Source organism: Micromonospora sp. NPDC050784, assembly GCF_044456765.1.
In the GTDB taxonomy this organism is placed as follows: Bacteria; Actinomycetota; Actinomycetes; order Mycobacteriales; family Micromonosporaceae; genus Micromonospora; species Micromonospora foliorum.
The window spans coordinates 339,392-355,426 of sequence record NZ_JBITGG010000005.1; the positions used below are offsets into that span (position 1 = coordinate 339,392).

Below are 16,035 nucleotides of genomic sequence, written 5' to 3' on the forward strand. Positions count from 1 at the left end.
GCTCAGTCCTCCCAATTGGCTACGCTCTGTGCAGGGTTTACGCACGCGGCGCTGGGCCCCTCCGGGAGACCACGCCCGCTTCCCGGTGCTACCCCTGTGACTGGCCGACAGCCGGTAGGCTCCCTCCGTGGCCGCCACGATGACCGGGGAACAACCGGGTCCCCGGCAGACCCGACGGGGTCTCGTCGGCATACTCCTCGACCGCTTCGGTCACCTCATCCGCGAGATGAGCAAGTTCGCCACCGTGGGTGGTTTCGCCTTCCTCGTCGACTTCGCGCTCTTCAACTACCTGACGAGCAAGCACGGCGTCGAAGAGCTCACGGCGAAGACGATCTCCACCGTGATCGCGGCCTCCGTCGCCTTCGTGGGCAACCGGTTCTGGACCTGGCGACACCGCCAGCGCAACAACGCGGCCCGCGAGTACGCGCTCTTCTTCTTCTTCAACGCGGTCGGTCTCGGCATCACGGTGGCCTGCCTCGCGCTCAGCCGCTACGGGCTCGGCGCCATCTGGCCGGCCGTGTTCCAGACGCGCCTGGCGGACAACCTCGCCAGCTACATCGTCGGCACCGGCTTCGCCACGCTGTTCCGATTCTGGTCGTACCGGCGGTTCGTCTTCGTCGAAGCGGGAACCCCGACCCTTCCGCAGGTGAATCCCGACCGTGACCACGAGGCGTGACCTGCCGCCCATCCCGTTCGGCCGGTGATCGCCGGCCACACCGACTGCCCTAAGGTGTTTCGCATGCGTCTTGTCCGCCTGCTGCCTGAGCGCTGGCAGAAGTTCATCCACGAGGCGCTCAAGTTCGGCATCGTCGGCGGCATCAACACCGTCATCAATTACGCGGTGTTCAATGCCCTTGCACTGACCGTTTTCGTCAATGGTCAGTTGAAGGCGACCGTGATCGCGACCATCGTCGCCACCATCACGTCGTACCTCATGAATCGGCACTGGACGTACCGCGATCGCCCGAAGTCGGCGCTTCGCCGGGAATACCTCCTTTTCTTCCTGTTCAACGGCGCTGGTCTGCTGATTGAGCTGGGTGCCGTGGCAGCGGCGAAGTACGGCCTCGGCGTACACGGTCTGCTGGCACTGAATCTGGCCAAGACCGTCGGCGTCCTGCTGGCCACGCTGTTCCGGTTCTGGTCATACCGCACCTTCGTCTTCCAACCCGTCGCACCTGCCGAGGAGGAAGCCGCGAAGCCCGACTCCACCTGGCACGACATTCCCCGCGACGAGTGGGACACCATGGCGGAGATGGACCCGGTCGCCGAGTTGGCGGAATCCGTGTCCGAGCTGGAGGAGGCGGAGTCCGGGCAACGCGTCGACTCCCCATCCGGCGCACCCACCCAGGGCCGGCCCACGCGACTGAGCGTCAGCCCCGCCGTCGACCTGGACGCGGAACTCGCCGCGGAGCTGCACGTCGGCACCCGCCGCGCGCCCCGCCGGTGACGACACCCGACGCCCGCTCCGGCACGGGGCGACCGGCCGAGCTGTTCTTCGAGGACCTCGTCCCGGGGCTCACCGTCGACCTCGGCGTGGTCACCGTGGACGCCGACGAGATGGTCGCCTTCGCCCGCCGCTTCGACCCGCAGTGGTACCACGTCGACCCCGAGCTGGCCGCCGCGAGCCGACACGGCGGCCTCATCGCCAGCGGCTTCTACACGGTCAGCCTGTTCATGCGCGCGTACGTCGACCACCTGCTGTCCCGGGCCGCCGCGGACGCGTCCCCCGGCCTGGAGGAGCTGCGCTGGCTCGCCCCGGTGCGGGCCGGCGACCGACTCGCGGTCCGCGTCGACGTGATGGGCGCCCGGCCGTCGACCGCCCGCCCCGGGCTCGGCACCGTCAGCCTCACCGGCACCATGCTGCGCCTCGGCCCGGACGACCGGCCCGAGCAGGAGGTCCTGCGGACCCGCTTCCGTGGCTGGTTCGCCGTGCGACCGGTCGAGGCCGACCCCGCCGAGGCCGAGGCTGCCGATTCCACCCCGGCCGACGCTGACCGGCCCGGAGCTGACCGGCCCGACGGCGGCCCGATCGCGGCGGACCCGTCCAGCGCCGGTGCCGCCGACGGCGACCCGACGGCGAGCGGCGGCTCAGCCGAGGCCCAACCACACGACTGACCCGCCCCGACACGGCGGCAGGGCGGGTCACAACCGGTCCGGTTCAGGTCGTGGTGTCGCGCAGCGGCTTGCCGTCCTGCATGTCGGCGAGCATGTCGCGCATCTCGCCATCGCCCAGCGAGTGCTTGTCGTGCTGTGCCTCGACCAGCTCGTACAGGGTGGTCTGCACCTTTCCGACGTCCGGCACGTCGGAAAGCACCGACTGGCCGCGCTCACCGGCCGACTCGATGGTGAGCGTCCCACAGCCGAGCAGGCGCTCGACGAAACGCTGGTTCATCGAGTGGTCGTTGACCCGGGCGAGCGGGAGGTCCCGCCGGTCGCGGGAGAACACGCCCTGCTGGAGCAGGACTCGGTCGTTCGTGAACAGGTAGTGGGTGGTGCGCCAGACCAGGAACGGCCACAGACCGAGCCAGAGGACCGCGACCAGGGCGATCCCCCCGATCACCGCCAGCGCGATCGAACCGCCGCCACTCTCGGGCAACAGGAGCACGCCGACCACCACCGCGGCGATGGCCAGCACCAGCACCGCGATCGGCCGGATCAACGCCTTCCAGTGCGGGTGCAGGTGCAGCACGACATGCTCGTCCTCGGTGAGCACGTCTTGGGGAAACGCCACGGGAACCTCCAACGCGATTTTCTGGACGCGCAGACGGTAAACCCCCCAGGTCCCCCCACAACATCCGCCACGCGGCCCCCTCAGCGAAGGTGCAGGACGTCTCCCGCGGCCAGCGTCCGCTCGCCGGTCGAGGTGGTGACCATCAGTTGACCGTCCGGGTCCACTCCGGTGGCGGTCCCGGTCAACGAGTCGCCGTTGGGAAGCAGGACGCGTACCTCGCGGCCGACCGTCGAGCAGGCCGCCAGGTAGGCGTCGCGCAGGCCGCTGGCCACCGCGTCGCCGCCCGCCGAGCGCCACCGGTCGTACCAGTCGGCGACCGCCCGCAGCAGCGCCCGCAGCAGCGGGTCCCGATCGGTGGCCACCGCGCCGGCCAACTGCAGCGAGGTGGCAGGCAACCCGGTCGGATTCACCGGCAGCTCGTCGGCGCGCAGCGTCACGTTGAGCCCGATCCCCAGCACGATGGCCGGCGGTTGGTCCGGCGCGCGCCCGGGCACCGCCTCGGCCAGCACGCCCGCGCACTTCGCTTCGCCGATCAGCAGGTCGTTCGGCCACTTCAGGGTGGCCTCCAGCTCGGCCAGCCGGGCCACCGCCTCGACCAGCGCCACGCCGGCCAGCAACGGCAGCCACCCGTACCCCGTGGGGCTTGCCGGCAGCCAGTCGCGGTCCGGCACGGCCTCGCCGGGCCGCAGCAGCACGCTCGTCGCGATGCCGGCCCGGGCCGGCGACTGCCAGACCCGACCGCGCCGGCCCCGCCCCGCGGTCTGCCGTTCGGCGACCACGACCAGGCCCTCGGGCTCGTCGGCGCGGGCGGCCTCGGCCACGTCGGCGTTTGTGGAGCCGGTCTCGGCACGCAGCTCCAGCCGGGTCCACGGCCCGTTCGGCGCGATCAACGCGCGGCGCAGCCGGGCCGCCGACAGCGGCGGCCGGTCCAGATCGGTGTACGGGGAGCCCGACATTCCGCCAGCCTACGGCGGTGCTCCGGTCGACACTGAGGCGTACTGCACAGCGGCACCCACCTGAACCATCGTTATATTCCCTGGGTGACTACCGAGACCGGGACCAACATCCACAGCACCGCGGGCAAGCTGGCGGACCTGGAGCGCCGGGTCGACGAGGCGGTGCACGCCGGGTCGGCCCGTGCCGTGGAGAAGCAGCACGCGCGCGGCAAGAAGACCGCCCGCGAGCGGATCGAGATGCTGCTCGACGAGGGCTCCTTCGTCGAACTCGACGAGCTGGCCCGGCACCGGTCCACGGCCTTCGGGCTGGAGCGGAACCGCCCGTACGGCGACGGTGTGGTCACCGGCTACGGCACGGTGGACGGCCGGCAGGTGTGTGTCTTCGCGCAGGACTTCACGGTCTTCGGCGGCTCGCTCGGCGAGGTCTTCGGCGAGAAGATCGTCAAGGTGATGGACCTGGCCATGAAGATCGGCTGCCCCGTGGTCGGCATCAACGACTCCGGCGGCGCGCGCATCCAGGAGGGCGTCGTCTCGCTCGGCCTCTACGGCGAGATCTTCTTCCGCAACGTGCGGGCCTCCGGCGTCATCCCGCAGATCTCACTGGTGATGGGGCCCTGCGCCGGCGGCGCGGTCTACTCCCCGGCGGTCACCGACTTCACCGTGATGGTCGACCAGACCTCGCACATGTTCATCACCGGCCCGGACGTGATCAAGACGGTGACCGGCGAGGACGTCGGCATGGAGGAGCTGGGCGGCGCGCGTACGCACAACTCCCGCAGCGGCAACGCGCACTACCTCGCCAGCGACGAGGAGGACGCGGTCGACTACGTGAAGGCGCTGCTGTCGTACCTGCCGTCGAACAACCTCGACGAGCCGGTCGTCGTCGACGCCCCCGCCGAGCTGGCGATCAGCGACGAGGACCGGGAGTTGGACACCCTGATCCCGGACTCGGCCAACCAGCCGTACGACATGCACACGGTCCTGGAGCACGTCCTCGACGACGGGGAGTTCCTGGAGGTCCAGCCGCTCTACGCGCAGAACATCGTGGTCGGCTACGGCCGGGTCGAGGGGCGACCGGTCGGTGTGGTGGCCAACCAGCCGATGCACTTCGCCGGCACCCTGGACATCGCCGCCTCGGAGAAGGCCGCCCGGTTCGTTCGCACCTGCGACGCGTTCAACATCCCGGTGCTGACCTTCGTGGACGTGCCCGGTTTCCTGCCCGGCACCGGTCAGGAGTGGGACGGCATCATCCGCCGGGGCGCGAAGCTCATCTACGCGTACGCCGAGGCGACCGTCCCCAAGGTCACCGTGATCACCCGCAAGGCGTACGGCGGGGCGTACGACGTGATGGGCTCCAAGCACCTCGGCGCGGACCTGAACTTCGCGTGGCCAACCGCGCAGATCGCGGTGATGGGCGCGCAGGGCGCGGTGAACATCCTCTACCGCTCCGAGCTGGCCGGCGCCGAGGACCCGGCGGCGGTCCGGGCCGAGAAGATCGCCGAGTACGAGGACACCCTGGCCAACCCGTATGTGGCGGCCGAGCGCGGGTACATCGACTCGGTGATCCCGCCGCACGAGACGCGCACCCAGATCGTCCGGGCGCTGCGCGTCCTGCGCACCAAGCGGGAGACCCTGCCGCCCAAGAAGCACGGCAACATCCCCCTCTGAGGCATTACCCCTGTCGACCCCGGCTCGGGGTCAGCAGGGCGGGTTGGCGGCGGCGCACATCCGGGCCGCCGCCGCCACGGCGAGCTGCATGAGCTCCGCCTCGGTGCCGTCGTAGCCGAGGCGGAGCACCGAGACGGTGTCGCCGACCCGGACGACCGCAAGCAGGATCGGCGACGGATCGTCGCCGAGCCGCTGCCCGGTCTCCAGGTCCCGGGGGGCGGTGAGCGAGTCTCGCAGAATGGCGGCGTCGTCCCCCGCGAAGCCCCGCTGCACCACCGACCACCGGTGCAGCACCTCTGCCGTGCGGCTGCTTCCTGCCGTCATGATCGGCCCCACGTTCAGCCACTCAGCACACGGAGCGATCAGGTCGTCCAGGCTGGCGAAGATCTGTGTGGCCGCCTCGGGCGTCAGCCGGAAGACGTCCTGCATGATCGCGCTGTCGGTGTCCGTCGGAGAGCTCTGGGAGTGCTTTCGCACCAGGGTCTGCGAGCGGGACAGGATCGACATCTGCCAGCCCTCCGACCGCCCCTGGCTCCTCCGGCAGTAGCCGAGCATGTCCTCCAGCCGGACCGGCTCCCCCAGCCCCATCTGGCTGAGCTGCACATCGACCCGCTGTGGCAGGTCGGCCGGCTGCAACAGGGCGTCGAGGCTGATCTCGTGCCGGGTCGGCGAAGCGGCCGGCGAGCCCGTCGACGGGGACTTCCCCGGAGCGGCCACCGCTGCGGCGGAAACCCCGGCGAGGGCCAGCACGACCGTGGCCACCACGATCTTGCGCTGGCTGCGGCGACGGCCCCGGGAGCGGATCTCCTCCGGGGCGAGCCAGCGCACGTCCCGCAGGTCCCGCTGGATCTGTTCGACGAACGTCGGGTCGTCACGCATCGGTTGCCTCCTCCAGGTCAGAGACGGCGAGCAGACCGGCGAGCGCGGCACGCCCCCGGGAGAGTCGAGCCTTGACCGTGCCCACCGGGGCTGCGGTCTCCCGCGCCACGTCGGCGACCGGCATGCCCATCAGGTAGTAGAGGGCGATGGCGACGCGTTGCTCCTCGGGCAGTCGGCGCAGGGCGGCGACCACCGCGACGGTGTCGGTGCCCGGCCCGGGAACGGTCTCGATGGCCCCGTGTCGCAGGTAGGCGCGGGCACGGCTGCGTAGGCTGCGCCACCGGCTGACCGCGATCCGGCTGGCCACCACCCGCAGCCACGCCTCCGGGTCGTCGTACCCGCTGACCGTCGACCAGCGCTGCCACGCCCGGATGTACGCCTCCTGCACGGCGTCCTGCGCCTCGCCCCGATCGCCGGTGAGGGCGTAGACGAACCCGAGGAGCCGTTGCCGACTCCCCCGGTAGAACTCGTCGAACCCGTCGACGTCCGGCACCCGCTACCTCCCCGTGTCGGTCGCTGGGAACACGCACCGGGCGGGGTCGTCGGTTGCCCCGGTCAGGCGATCATCTTCTCCAACTCGGTGAGCGGGAACGCGCCGGCCGCGATCCGCTCCCGAACCGCCCGGCGTACGGCCCGCTGCACGGCGACGTTCACCGGCGTCGGTACGCCGTGCAGCCGGCCGAGCAGCGCGATCTCGCCGTTGAGGTGGTCCACCTCGGTGGAGCCGGTGCCCCGGGCCAGGCTCTGCCAGGTGGAGCCGCCGGAGCGGGCCTCGCCGTCGACCGCGCGCTGCCCGACCAGGTCGCCGCGTTCGGCCTTCTCCTCCTCCGGCGAGGTGTGCGCGATGCCGGCGGCGGCGAGCGCGGCGACGCCCTCGGCGCGTACCCGCTCGACCAGCGCGTCCGGGATGTCCTGGCCGAGTAGCGCCTGGAGGCCGTTACCGAGGTTGCTGAGCAGCTTGCCGTACTTCCAGCGCAGCACGTCGGCGCGGACCGGGGCGACGAAGCCGGCGGCGGTCAGGTCGGCGGCGATCGCCCGGTCGGTGTCGTCGGCACCCCCGGGGTACCGCCCGATGTGGAGCATCCCGGGATGCGGGTACCCGTTGGCGACCACCACGCCCGGGTCCAGGTGCGTGGCCGGCAGCCAGACGCAGACCGGGTGTACGTCGGCGAAGAGCCGCAGCGCGGCCCGCTCGTTGGCCACCCCGTTCTGCGCGGTCACCAGCGGCAGGCGTTCGCCCGCCGTGCCGCCGCCGACCACCGGCGCGTCCACCCAGGCGGCCAACGCGCCGGCGGTGTCCTGCGACTTCACGGTGAGGACCAGCACGGTGTCCGCTGGCAGCGGCTCGTCACCGGGCCGGTCCACCGCCGCGAGCCGGGCGGTGACCGCACCGTCGGGCTGCCGCAGGGTCAGACCCCGCGCGCGGATCGCGTCCAGGTGGGCACCGCGGGCCACCACTGTCACGTCCCGGTCGGCCTGGGCCAGCCGTACGCCGATGGTCCCGCCGACCGCACCCGCCCCGATGATCACGTATCGCATGGCCTCATTCTGCCCGCCCCGACCGTGCCGTCGTGGTCCGAGCCGCCACCCCTCCGTCCGGGTCGATCATGGAGTTGTGGTGCCTGACTGCGGGGGTATTGCGACTTTTGCGGCCCACCACAACTCCTTGATCGACCCGGATGGAGGCGGGGTTAGAGCGTCAGGCCGGCGTCGGTGAGGATCGGGCCGGCGAGCAGGAGCGCGCCGGCGATCAGCGCCGCCAGGTTGACGAGGGCGAAGACGCCCACCCAGAAGAGCGGCGGGAACGGGGTGAGCCCGGCGAGTTGGTCGGCGTCGGAGGCGGGCATCCGGCCCCGCGAACGCAGCCGTTGCAGCTCGACCACCGGCCGCACCCCACCGAGCAGCAGAAACCACACCCCGGTGTATGCGAACGCGGCCTGGACCTGCGGCGTCGCGTACCACGAGACGGCGAACACCAGCGCGCCGGTGACCAGCAACGACACCACGCCGAAGGCGTTGCGGATCATGACGAGCATGGCCAGCAGCAGCGCCACGGCCACCCAGAGCAGCAGGGTGATCCGGTTACCGCCGAGCAGCCAGGCGCCGGCCAGCCCGACCAGCGGCGGTGCGACGTATCCGGCGAGCAGGGTGAGGATCATGCCCGGCCCGGTGGGGCGGCCGGCGGAGAGCGTCAGCCCGGACGTGTCCGAGTGCAGCCGGATGCCGCGCAGCTTGCGGCCGGTGAGCAGGGCGACAAGGGCGTGCCCACCCTCGTGCGCGATGGTGATGGCGTTACGGGCGATCCGCCACGGCAGCCGGGTGGAGACCACCACCAGCGCGACGGCCCCGGTGATCAGCACCAGCAGCGCGGGCGGGTCCGGCTGCGCGCCGAACAGCGTGTCCCACAGGTCGCCCAGCCCGTCGATCGACATCATGGGGCGCGAGCCTACCGGCGGCGTTCCGTGTCGCTCCCGAGGCACCGGCTCGTATCGCCCGACACGGGTCCGGGTGGCCAACGAAGACAGAGGTGATTGCAGATGAGGTTGTTGCCGTTGGAACACCACGTCGGGCTCTGGACCGAGGCCGACTACTTCGCCCTGGGTGAGACCCCGGACCGGATCGAGCTGCTCGACGGGAGCCTGGTTCTGAGCCCAGTCCCGAGTAAGCGCCACCAGTTGGTGTCGCGCCGGCTGGCCGACCATGTCGAGCGCGCGGCCGACGGCCTCGCCGTCTTCGGAGCGGTCAACGTGCGGCTCGGGGTGGATCGGATCGTCATCCCCGATGTGGTCGTCGCGGACACCGACGACGAGGGCACTGCGGTGGAGGCCGCCGAGGTGGTGCTCGTCGGTGAGGTCCTCTCGCCGGGGAATGCAGCTGCCGACCGTCTGCTCAAGATGCAGCTCTACGCCATTGCGGGGATCCCCTGGTACCAGGCCTTCATGACCCGTAGATGAAGCTTTTTTCCAGCCGCTCTTGTGATCTAGGGCATTTACCTCCAAAGATGGTTGTCGATAGAGCGACGTCCTTGGGAGGCACTCATGGCCCGTACCCGATCATCGCTGCGCCGCGCGCTCGCGGCCGGCCTCACCGTCCTCGCCACCGCGGCGGCGACCCTGGTCGCGACCGCCGGACCGGCGGCCGCCGCCACCACAGCCGGTGTCGACGTGTCCCGTTACCAGGGCACCATCAACTGGACCAGCGTCCGCAACGCGGGCATCGAGTTCGCCTTCATCAAGGCGACCGAGGGCACCAGCTACAAGGACCCGAACTTCAACGCCAACTACGTCAACGCGTACAACGCGGGGGTGATCCGCGGGGCGTACCACTTCGCCCGGCCGAACATCTCCGCCGGCTCCACCCAGGCCAACTACCTGGCCTCCAACGGTGGGGCCTGGTCCGCGGACAGCCGCACCCTGCCGGCCGCGCTGGACATCGAGGGCAACCCGTACGCCGGTGGCTACTGCTACGGGCTCAGCACGACCGGGATGCGCAACTGGGTGCAGGACTTCCTGAACACCTACCGCTCCCGCACCGGCCGGTACGCCGTCATCTACACCACCACGAGCTGGTGGAACCAGTGCACCGGCAGCTGGACCGGCCCGTGGGCGAACCACCCGCTCTGGCTGGCCCGCTGGTCGAGCACGCCCGGCGCCCTGCCGGCCGGCGCGTCGGTGTGGAGCTTCTGGCAGTACACCAGCACCGGCGCGGTCTCCGGGATCAGCGGCAACGTGGACCGCAACTACTGGAACGGCGACCGGAGCCGCCTGATCGCGTTGGCCAACAACACCTGACCGGGCCGTTGGCGGCAGCGGGATCGACGGTCACCACACGGTCGACAATCGGTCCGGCTGCCGCCACACCACCGGGTACGGGGTCAGGCCCGCCGCCGGCTCAGGACCGGCACCACAGCATCCTCACGAGCCAGCGCGCCCCTGCGGCTCAACCGCCAGGCAGCCACGCCAAAGCCGGCAACGATCACGACGCCGAGCAGTGCGACGAGCACCGAAACCCCCGCGCTGACCAGCAGCAGGATCGCGTCGCCGAGCGCCACGAGCATCCACAGTGCCAGCCGGGGCCGAGTGTCCCTCCGTCGGTAACCCATGTCGTGCCTCCTTCCGTCGTCGAAGGTCAATTACCCACGACTACGGAAGGTCATGCGAATGAGTTTCAGTCCTTACGGTCGGGCACGAAACCCTTGGCGATCCGGTCGAAGTCCGGCAGCTTGGCCTGCCAGTCCTTCTGGGCGATCTCCCACCGCAGGGCGTAACCGCGGTTCTTGGCCGTCACGAACCCCCGGTTACGGACGTGGATCCGCTGCCCGTCACGGGTCTCCAGCCACTCCCAGTCCCCGCAGGTCTTCCAGAAGTCGCAGCCCTTGATGCTGAGGTACTGGTAGTTGTTGACGCGGCTAGCGCGATTCGGCTCCTGCTCCCGCCAGTCGGCAACCGCATCCTTCGCCGGCGTGTTGGTCCACTGCACGAGCAGCTCCCCCGGCCCGTTGGACTGGTTGAAGACGACCGTGTTGCCGTCGACCTGGCTCCGCACCCAACCGTCGGGGATCGGCAGGGCGAAGCCGGTCGGATCCCGGTGCAGCTTCCAGCCCGCCGGCAGCGCGTTCGGGTCGACCGAGGGGGTGGCCGAGGCCGACGGGCTGGGTGCACCGGTGGTGGGCGGCGGAGGCGCGGCAGCGGAGGTCGGAGCGGCCCCCGAGGTCGCCGCAGCACTGATCGGGCCGGCCTGCGGGCTCCTGTCGTCGTCGTCCTTGGTCAGCATCGGCACGACCACCACGAGGCCGATCAGCAACAGGGCGACCACGGCCCCGATCAGCAGGTTGCGCCGGGTGTTGTTCGGCTTCGTACCGTCCGACACCGGCACCGCCGCGCGGCCGGCCGGACTCACCGGCGGCATGAGCGACGTCGGCGTGGTGGGCTTGCGCTGCTCCGGAGCCACCGGCGGACCGTCGACAACCGTCGGCTCGTCGTCGCCGTTCGTCGTACCGTCGCCGCTCGTGTCGGGAGCGGCCGTGACCTTCGCGGTCGGCTCGGCATCGGACGGGTCGGCCTCGGACGGCGCCGGGCGGTCGATCGCCGTGCTCGGCTCGGTCGGCGCCGCTGCGGTCGGGTCGGCTGGCACCACCGCGGTCGGGTCGGCGGCCGCACCGGAGGACACGACGGCCGTGGGCGTGGCATCGGCGGCGGGAGTCGCGGCAGCAGCGGAGGTCGCGGCGGAGGTGGTCGCGGCGGCGGCCGGCGGCGGCGACACCGGCCGGTCGACAGTCTCGGCCGGTCGCGGGGCCGGCACCACCGGCAGGCGCGGCTCGCGCGGACCGTTCGGCCCAGGCCGGCGTACGCCATCGAGCAGTGAGATGCCGCGCGACCGCTTGCCGGCGGCGCGGCGCAGCAAGCGCTCCGCCACCTCGGCGGTGATCCGCTCGTTCGGGTCCTTGCGCAGCAGCCCGTTGAGCACGGCCTTGAGCGGACCGGCGTTCTTCGGCGGCGGAATCGGCTCGGTCGCCAACGCCGCCAGGGTGCCGATCGCCGACGGCCGGGCGTACGGCGACTTACCCTCGACCGCCGCGTAGAGCGTCGCGCCCAGCGACCACAGGTCGGCCTCCGGCCCTGCCGTGCCGTCCCGTGCCCGCTCCGGGGAGATGTACGCGGGTGAGCCGAGCACCATGCCGGTGCGGGTCACGTTGGGGTCGCCCGGGATCGTGGCGAGACCGAAATCGGTCAGCACCACCCGGCCGTCGTCGCCGAGCAACACGTTGCCGGGCTTCACGTCGCGGTGCATGACGCCCGCCTTGTGCGCGGCGCTGAGCGCACCCAGCACGCCCAGGCCGATCTCCACCGTGCGGGCCACCGACACGGGGCCGTCCTCGGCGAGAGTGTCCTGCAACGACTTTGACGCCACGTACTCCATGACGATCCACGGATCGCCGTCGGTGCGCAGCACGTCGAAGATGCGGACGACGTTGGCGTGGTTGAGCCGGGCGATGGCCCGCGCCTCCCGCAACGAGCGCTCGCGCATCTCGCGGCGCTCCTCGTCGGTGAGACCGGGCGGCGGCACCAACTCCTTGATGGCGACGTCCCGGTGCAGCACCTCGTCGCGCGCCTTCCACACCCGGCCCATGCCACCCTGGCCGAGCGGCGAAAGAAGCCGGTATCGGTCAGCGACGAGTTGGGGAAGCGCGTTCGACATCGGTGAGACGGTACCCGGACCCGCTGACGCTCACACCGCCGGCACGCCACTGTGCGCTTCGCGTAACTTCGCGCCGCGTACCCTGGCGGCATGTCTGCCGAAGAGCCGCTGTTCCGGGTCGTCCGCGGCGTGCCCACCGCCGAGGAGTTGGCCGCTCTGGTGGGGGCGATCCTCGTCCGGACCCGTCCGACCGCCGCCCCCGCGCCGGCAGCCGCGTCCGCCTGGGCGCGCAGCGGTCGACCGGGTGGCTCCCGTGGGTGGCGCGCCGCCGGCCTGCCCCGCTGACCCGACCCGCCGTACGGGGGCTGTCAGGGTGGCGTTGAGCCGTTAATCTCACTCAGGGAAACGGTGCCGTTACGGGTAGGGAGGATCCATGATCCCCGAAGAGGACCGGCCAGCACCCTGGCTACGCGGTTACGGCGGCATCGAAGCCGACATCAGCCAGCTCAGAGAGTTCGCCGACCGGCTCGCCGCCGAGGTCGAAAGCAACTACGCACCGCACCTGTCGTACATCGCCGAAGACATGTCCGCGAAGCTGCCCAACCCTTGCGACGCCTTCATCGAGCTGGTCACCTTCCTGCACGCGCACCACGAGACGCAGCAGGCCACCGCCGACATGGTGTACGCCGTCCGAGGCGCCACCGGCCACCTCGCCGCCGCCGCCGACCAGGTCGCCACCCACTACGCCGACAGCGACGCCTTCACCGCCGCCCGAGTGGTGGACGTACAACGAGCCCTCGCCAACCCGGCCAGCGTCCTCCCCGGCGGCCCCACGCCGACACTGACCGACCCGACCAGCCCCGACGCCGAAGGGCCGGTGGTGCTGCCGTGATCGAACGGGGCACCGGCCGCACCTCCGGCCTCACCGACTGGCACCTCATGGACGTCAACAGCATGTGGGCCTGCCTCCAGGACCACGACACCGCCAACCACTGGAAGCAGGTCGCCGGCTGGCGCAAGGTCTGCGACCTGGCGCAAACCCACCTCGGCCGCCTCCAGCAGTACCGACGCGGCCTCGCCGAGGCATGGCCCCCCGAAACCAGCGCCGCCTCCCGCACGTACCTCGCCGAACTCGACGAACTCATCGACAAGGTGCAGCGCACCCACGACGCCGCCGCCGCGAACTACACCGCACTCTCCGCCGCAACCCAGGCCATCGGCACCACCCGCGCCGCACTCCGCAAGATCTACGAGGAGTACGCGACCAAGTTCCAACAGAAGCAGGCGTACGAGTCGATGGCCGCCGACCCGAAAGCCGTGATGGGCAACCGGGTCACCGAGCCGCCGGTTGCCGATGGGGAACTCGAACGGCTGAACGTGCAGGCCCGATCCATGATGTTCAGCTTGAGCGGCGAACTCCAACAAGCCCAAGCAACCCTCCAAAAACCACCCGCGGCGCCTCCACAATCCGGTAAGGATATTTCGAGCCCGGATGTGTACGGCAACGCTGCAGCGCCCATCATCCCGCCGATCCTGCCAGCACCTATGCCACCAAAGACGACCGCGACCCCGTCCGCCACTAAGCACAGCGCAGCCGCACCAGTGCCCATAGCGAGCGGAAATGGTCCAATTCTTAATGGGGCTGGAGCGGCCGCTCCGTTAATCCCACCCAGCATCGCGCACCCCGGCCCGTCCAGTGCGCCGCATCCTCCTACCTTGCCGGGAGTGCCACCTGTTCTTCCGTCGGCCGCCACCACCGCGCCAGTAAGCCACCAGCCGGCGCAACCGATCGGGAGACCTGGCCCGAATGGCTCGAACGGCCCGTCGCGCGCACCCGGACTGGATCCGTCACGAACGATGCCGCCAGGAGGCCTTATCGGCAGCGTTCCCGGATCACTGCCCCGTCAGCCCGACAGCAACAGCGTTCCCCCACGTCGAGTGAATCCGGTGGGAGGCGTGATTGGTGGCGGTGGGGCCGGAACTGCTCCTACTGGCGCGGCCGGATCCCGCCCTTCCGCCGGTAGAGGACTCTCTGGCGCACACGGAATGCCTCCGATCGGCGGAGCCCCAGGGCTTTCGAGTTCCGGGATGAGCGGAACTGGTCGCCCTAGGCGGAACGACGTTAATACGGCAGAGCCGAATCACTGGGATCCGGACAACCCTTGGGAAACGCAAAAGGGAGTTAACCCAGTGGTCCGCCCTCCCGATGACGAAGGGCCAACGGACCCAGGACCAGCAATCGGCATCGGCCGGTGAAAAGGTCAACCATACAGACCTTCCTCGCGATCCTCATATTCGTCGGGATTATTGCGCTATCCTCCAACCCTATCGCCGCAAGGGCCCCCAGCCCGCCGCCTGACGATGGCCCAAGCCGGATTCGCACCGACCAGTGGCATTTAGCAACCCTCAACTCCGGAGAGGCCAACAAGATCAGCCAGGGCGAGGGCGTGACTGTGGCAGTACCGGACACAGGCGTTTACCCGCATCCAGACCTAAGGGGAAATCTCCTCCGCGGCATCGACCTTACCAACGCAGGAGGGAGCAACGATGGCCAAGGCGATCGAAATAGCCACGGCACCGGGATGGCCGGTCTTATCGCTGCTCACGGCCAAGACGGAAGCCGAGGAGCTCGAGGTATAGCGCCGAAAGCTAAGATCTTGCCAATTATCTCGTCGACAGCCGGCAATCAGAGCAGCCCAGACAATCTGGGTAGGGCAATCGAATATGCGGTTTCGTCTGGCGCTGGCATCATCAGCATTTCCAGTGCAGGAGGCTCCAGCCCTGCCCTACGCCGCGCGATCAGGGGAGCTGTTCTCGCGAATGTCGTCGTCGTCGCCGCTGCAGGTAATCGACCAGCCGACACCGAGGTTGGTTACCCCGCATCCGAAGATGGCGTCCTAGCCGTGGGGGGAGTTGACAGATCCGGCACTCACGCCGCCGTCTCCGTCACTGGGCCGGAGATTGACGTGGTTGCGCCGGCAGTCGACATCTACAGCACAAGCATCGGCGGCAAGTACCGCAAAGGCACTGGGACCTCTGACGCGACGGCCATCGTGGCGGGCGCGGCCGCGTTGATCAGGTCCAAGTACCCATACCTGCCGGCCCGGGAGGTGGCGCACCGGCTCACGGCTACCGCCGTCGACAAGGGCCCTCCTGGGCGTGACGACGAGTACGGCTACGGCGTGATCGATCTTGTGGCGGCGCTGACGGCAGACGTACCGCCGCTGGGTTTTGAATCGGTGAGCGCTCCGGCCGGTGCTGGCCCAACCACGGCGGCCGGTGCCCAGCCGGGTGATGAGAGCGACGGTGCGACCGCGCGCGGCCTGGCCACCCTTGGGGTGATCGTGGCTGCGGGCGTCGGGTGGGCCGTGATGGCGCGGCGGCGCCGGCGTGGTGATGACCCGCCGCCCAGAGTCAGTCGCTGATCGATCAACGACACGGTGATCCACCCGGGTTTCATGATGTCGCGCTGTCCGGCGGGGAGTGGGTGACGGTAGCCCGATCATCAAGGCCCTGGCGCGGGGTCGCTTGGCCCATAGTCACAGATCTTGGACAGTTTCCGTCAGCACGGAACTGTGCTGTCCCGAGACATGTGTCAAGGGGAAGTCCCGATAGATGTGTCATGAGTTGTTGATCAGGCTGCTCGGGTGAGGCTGATGTAGG

18 protein-coding genes are annotated in these 16,035 nt (G+C 70.1%); 10 read left to right on the forward strand and 8 right to left on the reverse strand.

Annotation, left to right across the window (positions count from 1 at the left end):
- Window positions 1-139 precede the first annotated feature (139 nt).
- The 3 genes from ACIBD9_RS09775 to ACIBD9_RS09785 all read left to right on the forward strand — a co-directional run bounded on the left by ACIBD9_RS09775 (window position 140) and on the right by ACIBD9_RS09785 (window position 2,115).
- The gene (locus tag ACIBD9_RS09775) at window positions 140-676 is read left to right on the forward strand and encodes a GtrA family protein (protein ID WP_091397213.1); all 537 of its coding nucleotides are present in this window, start codon (window positions 140-142) and stop codon (window positions 674-676) included.
- Window positions 677-739: 63 nt separating this feature from the next.
- Window positions 740-1,447, forward strand: a complete 708-nt coding sequence (locus ACIBD9_RS09780) for a GtrA family protein (protein ID WP_396716207.1) — start codon at window positions 740-742, stop codon at window positions 1,445-1,447.
- Window positions 1,444-2,115, forward strand: a complete 672-nt coding sequence (locus tag ACIBD9_RS09785; protein ID WP_396716139.1) for a MaoC/PaaZ C-terminal domain-containing protein — start codon at window positions 1,444-1,446, stop codon at window positions 2,113-2,115. Before ACIBD9_RS09780 ends, ACIBD9_RS09785 begins: the two co-directional genes overlap by 4 nt.
- Window positions 2,116-2,158: 43 nt before the next feature.
- Here ACIBD9_RS09785 and ACIBD9_RS09790 read toward each other — a convergent pair whose 3' ends face one another.
- Both ACIBD9_RS09790 and ACIBD9_RS09795 read right to left on the reverse strand, forming a co-directional pair.
- A complete protein-coding gene (locus ACIBD9_RS09790) occupies window positions 2,159-2,731 on the reverse strand; it encodes a PH domain-containing protein (protein WP_396716141.1) in 573 nt (190 codons plus the stop codon).
- Between the two features lie 80 nt (window positions 2,732-2,811).
- Window positions 2,812-3,687: a biotin--[acetyl-CoA-carboxylase] ligase gene (locus ACIBD9_RS09795; protein WP_396716145.1), complete on the reverse strand. Its 876-nt coding sequence runs from the start codon at window positions 3,685-3,687 to the stop codon at window positions 2,812-2,814.
- A gap of 84 nt (window positions 3,688-3,771) precedes the next feature.
- Between ACIBD9_RS09795 and ACIBD9_RS09800 the strand changes: the two genes are divergently transcribed.
- On the forward strand, window positions 3,772-5,355 hold the full coding sequence (locus ACIBD9_RS09800) for an acyl-CoA carboxylase subunit beta (RefSeq protein ID WP_238661063.1): 1,584 nt from the start codon (window positions 3,772-3,774) through the stop codon (window positions 5,353-5,355).
- 30 nt (window positions 5,356-5,385) lie between these two features.
- On the opposite strand, the gene ACIBD9_RS09805 is transcribed toward ACIBD9_RS09800, so the two are convergent.
- From ACIBD9_RS09805 to ACIBD9_RS09820, 4 genes are all read right to left on the reverse strand, one after another.
- Window positions 5,386-6,234 carry a hypothetical protein gene (locus ACIBD9_RS09805; protein WP_396716148.1) on the reverse strand — a complete coding sequence of 283 codons (849 nt, stop codon included), beginning with the start codon at window positions 6,232-6,234 and terminating at the stop codon, window positions 5,386-5,388.
- Entirely contained in the window at window positions 6,227-6,727 is a 501-nt protein-coding gene (locus ACIBD9_RS09810) for a SigE family RNA polymerase sigma factor (protein WP_396716150.1), read from the reverse strand. The genes ACIBD9_RS09805 and ACIBD9_RS09810 overlap by 8 nt, the downstream gene beginning before the upstream one ends.
- A gap of 62 nt (window positions 6,728-6,789) precedes the next feature.
- Complete coding sequence (locus tag ACIBD9_RS09815) at window positions 6,790-7,773, reverse strand: ketopantoate reductase family protein (protein WP_396716152.1); 984 nt, start codon at window positions 7,771-7,773, stop codon at window positions 6,790-6,792.
- 152 nt (window positions 7,774-7,925) lie between these two features.
- Complete coding sequence (locus tag ACIBD9_RS09820) at window positions 7,926-8,669, reverse strand: M50 family metallopeptidase (RefSeq protein WP_396716154.1); 744 nt, start codon at window positions 8,667-8,669, stop codon at window positions 7,926-7,928.
- 102 nt (window positions 8,670-8,771) lie between these two features.
- On the opposite strand from ACIBD9_RS09820, the gene ACIBD9_RS09825 reads away from it, so the two are divergent.
- On the forward strand, window positions 8,772-9,188 hold the full coding sequence (locus ACIBD9_RS09825; protein WP_396716156.1) for a Uma2 family endonuclease: 417 nt from the start codon (window positions 8,772-8,774) through the stop codon (window positions 9,186-9,188).
- Window positions 9,189-9,272: 84 nt separating this feature from the next.
- Window positions 9,273-10,025, forward strand: coding sequence for a GH25 family lysozyme (locus ACIBD9_RS09830; protein ID WP_396716158.1), 753 nt, complete (start codon window positions 9,273-9,275; stop codon window positions 10,023-10,025).
- Window positions 10,026-10,108: 83 nt separating this feature from the next.
- Here ACIBD9_RS09830 and ACIBD9_RS09835 read toward each other — a convergent pair whose 3' ends face one another.
- On the reverse strand, window positions 10,109-10,336 hold the full coding sequence (locus ACIBD9_RS09835) for a hypothetical protein (protein WP_396716160.1): 228 nt from the start codon (window positions 10,334-10,336) through the stop codon (window positions 10,109-10,111).
- 65 nt (window positions 10,337-10,401) lie between these two features.
- Window positions 10,402-12,432 (reverse strand): protein kinase, encoded by a 2,031-nt coding sequence (locus ACIBD9_RS09840; protein ID WP_396716162.1) that lies wholly within the window; start codon window positions 12,430-12,432, stop codon window positions 10,402-10,404.
- A 90-nt stretch (window positions 12,433-12,522) separates the two neighbouring features.
- Here ACIBD9_RS09840 and ACIBD9_RS09845 point away from each other — a divergent pair, with 90 nt between their 5' ends.
- From ACIBD9_RS09845 to ACIBD9_RS09860, 4 genes are all read left to right on the forward strand, one after another.
- Window positions 12,523-12,717: an acyl-CoA carboxylase epsilon subunit gene (locus ACIBD9_RS09845; protein WP_396716164.1), complete on the forward strand. Its 195-nt coding sequence runs from the start codon at window positions 12,523-12,525 to the stop codon at window positions 12,715-12,717.
- Window positions 12,718-12,805: 88 nt separating this feature from the next.
- Entirely contained in the window at window positions 12,806-13,264 is a 459-nt protein-coding gene (locus ACIBD9_RS09850; RefSeq protein WP_112581897.1) for a hypothetical protein, read from the forward strand.
- Complete coding sequence (locus tag ACIBD9_RS09855) at window positions 13,261-14,628, forward strand: hypothetical protein (protein ID WP_396716167.1); 1,368 nt, start codon at window positions 13,261-13,263, stop codon at window positions 14,626-14,628. The genes ACIBD9_RS09850 and ACIBD9_RS09855 overlap by 4 nt, the downstream gene beginning before the upstream one ends.
- Before the next feature lie 29 nt (window positions 14,629-14,657).
- Window positions 14,658-15,797, forward strand: a complete 1,140-nt coding sequence (locus ACIBD9_RS09860) for a S8 family serine peptidase (protein ID WP_396716209.1) — start codon at window positions 14,658-14,660, stop codon at window positions 15,795-15,797.
- Window positions 15,798-16,035: the final 238 nt, after the last annotated feature.

Bases quoted from the DNA above. Each gene is read 5' to 3' on its own strand.
- ACIBD9_RS09840 (WP_396716162.1), bottom strand. From the start codon at position 12,432: ATGTCGAACGCGCTTCCCCAACTCGTCGCTGACCGATACCGGCTTCTT.
- ACIBD9_RS09815 (WP_396716152.1), bottom strand. From the start codon at position 7,773: ATGCGATACGTGATCATCGGGGCGGGTGCGGTCGGCGGGACCATCGGC.
- ACIBD9_RS09830 (WP_396716158.1), top strand. From the start codon at position 9,273: ATGGCCCGTACCCGATCATCGCTGCGCCGCGCGCTCGCGGCCGGCCTC.
- ACIBD9_RS09780 (WP_396716207.1), top strand. From the start codon at position 740: ATGCGTCTTGTCCGCCTGCTGCCTGAGCGCTGGCAGAAGTTCATCCAC.
- ACIBD9_RS09845 (WP_396716164.1), top strand. From the start codon at position 12,523: ATGTCTGCCGAAGAGCCGCTGTTCCGGGTCGTCCGCGGCGTGCCCACC.
- ACIBD9_RS09820 (WP_396716154.1), bottom strand. From the start codon at position 8,669: ATGATGTCGATCGACGGGCTGGGCGACCTGTGGGACACGCTGTTCGGC.
- ACIBD9_RS09825 (WP_396716156.1), top strand. From the start codon at position 8,772: ATGAGGTTGTTGCCGTTGGAACACCACGTCGGGCTCTGGACCGAGGCC.
- ACIBD9_RS09795 (WP_396716145.1), bottom strand. From the start codon at position 3,687: ATGTCGGGCTCCCCGTACACCGATCTGGACCGGCCGCCGCTGTCGGCG.
- ACIBD9_RS09850 (WP_112581897.1), top strand. From the start codon at position 12,806: ATGATCCCCGAAGAGGACCGGCCAGCACCCTGGCTACGCGGTTACGGC.
- ACIBD9_RS09835 (WP_396716160.1), bottom strand. From the start codon at position 10,336: ATGGGTTACCGACGGAGGGACACTCGGCCCCGGCTGGCACTGTGGATG.
- ACIBD9_RS09775 (WP_091397213.1), top strand. From the start codon at position 140: ATGACCGGGGAACAACCGGGTCCCCGGCAGACCCGACGGGGTCTCGTC.
- ACIBD9_RS09805 (WP_396716148.1), bottom strand. From the start codon at position 6,234: ATGCGTGACGACCCGACGTTCGTCGAACAGATCCAGCGGGACCTGCGG.